The organism is Corynebacterium tuberculostearicum (assembly GCF_022347385.1).
Taxonomy (GTDB): Bacteria; Actinomycetota; Actinomycetes; order Mycobacteriales; family Mycobacteriaceae; genus Corynebacterium; species Corynebacterium tuberculostearicum_M.
In genome coordinates, this window is the sequence record NZ_JAKRDT010000046.1 from 1 (window position 1) to 1,545 (window position 1,545).

General features: G+C 55.7%; 1 rRNA gene. It reads left to right on the plus strand.

From position 1 onward, the window contains the following. Positions 1–15: 15 nt before the first annotated feature. A 16S ribosomal RNA gene (locus tag MHK00_RS11795) occupies positions 16–1,533 on the plus strand. Positions 1,534–1,545: the final 12 nt, after the last annotated feature.

The following is a 1,545-nucleotide window of genomic DNA, read 5'->3' on the forward strand; positions in this document are numbered from 1 at the left end:
TTGTTCTGAAATTTTTTTGTGGAGAGTTTGATCCTGGCTCAGGACGAACGCTGGCGGCGTGCTTAACACATGCAAGTCGAACGGAAAGGCCCTGCTTGCAGGGTACTCGAGTGGCGAACGGGTGAGTAACACGTGGGTGATCTGCCCTGCACTTCGGGATAAGCCTGGGAAACTGGGTCTAATACCGGATAGGAGCCATTTTTAGTGTGATGGTTGGAAAGTTTTTTCGGTGTAGGATGAGCTCGCGGCCTATCAGCTTGTTGGTGGGGTAATGGCCTACCAAGGCGGCGACGGGTAGCCGGCCTGAGAGGGTGGACGGCCACATTGGGACTGAGATACGGCCCAGACTCCTACGGGAGGCAGCAGTGGGGAATATTGCACAATGGGCGCAAGCCTGATGCAGCGACGCCGCGTGGGGGATGACGGCCTTCGGGTTGTAAACTCCTTTCGCTAGGGACGAAGCTTTTTGTGACGGTACCTAGATAAGAAGCACCGGCTAACTACGTGCCAGCAGCCGCGGTAATACGTAGGGTGCGAGCGTTGTCCGGAATTACTGGGCGTAAAGGGCTCGTAGGTGGTTTGTCGCGTCGTCTGTGAAATTCCGGGGCTTAACTCCGGGCGTGCAGGCGATACGGGCATAACTTGAGTACTGTAGGGGTAACTGGAATTCCTGGTGTAGCGGTGAAATGCGCAGATATCAGGAGGAACACCGATGGCGAAGGCAGGTTACTGGGCAGTTACTGACGCTGAGGAGCGAAAGCATGGGTAGCGAACAGGATTAGATACCCTGGTAGTCCATGCCGTAAACGGTGGGCGCTAGGTGTGAGGGTCTTTTCACGACTTTCGTGCCGTAGCTAACGCATTAAGCGCCCCGCCTGGGGAGTACGGCCGCAAGGCTAAAACTCAAAGGAATTGACGGGGGCCCGCACAAGCGGCGGAGCATGTGGATTAATTCGATGCAACGCGAAGAACCTTACCTGGGCTTGACATACACCGGATCGGGCTAGAGATAGTCTTTCCCTTTGTGGCTGGTGTACAGGTGGTGCATGGTTGTCGTCAGCTCGTGTCGTGAGATGTTGGGTTAAGTCCCGCAACGAGCGCAACCCTTGTCTTATGTTGCCAGCATTTGGTTGGGGACTCATGAGAGACTGCCGGGGTCAACTCGGAGGAAGGTGGGGATGACGTCAAATCATCATGCCCCTTATGTCCAGGGCTTCACACATGCTACAATGGTCGGTACAACGCGCAGCGACACTGTGAGGTGGAGCGAATCGCTGAAAGCCGGCCTTAGTTCGGATTGGGGTCTGCAACTCGACCCCATGAAGTCGGAGTCGCTAGTAATCGCAGATCAGCAATGCTGCGGTGAATACGTTCCCGGGCCTTGTACACACCGCCCGTCACGTCATGAAAGTTGGTAACACCCGAAGCCGGTGGCCCAAACTTGTTAGGGAGCCGTCGAAGGTGGGATCGGCGATTGGGACGAAGTCGTAACAAGGTACCCGTACCGGAAGGTGCGGGTGGATCACCTCCTTTCTAAGGAGCTTT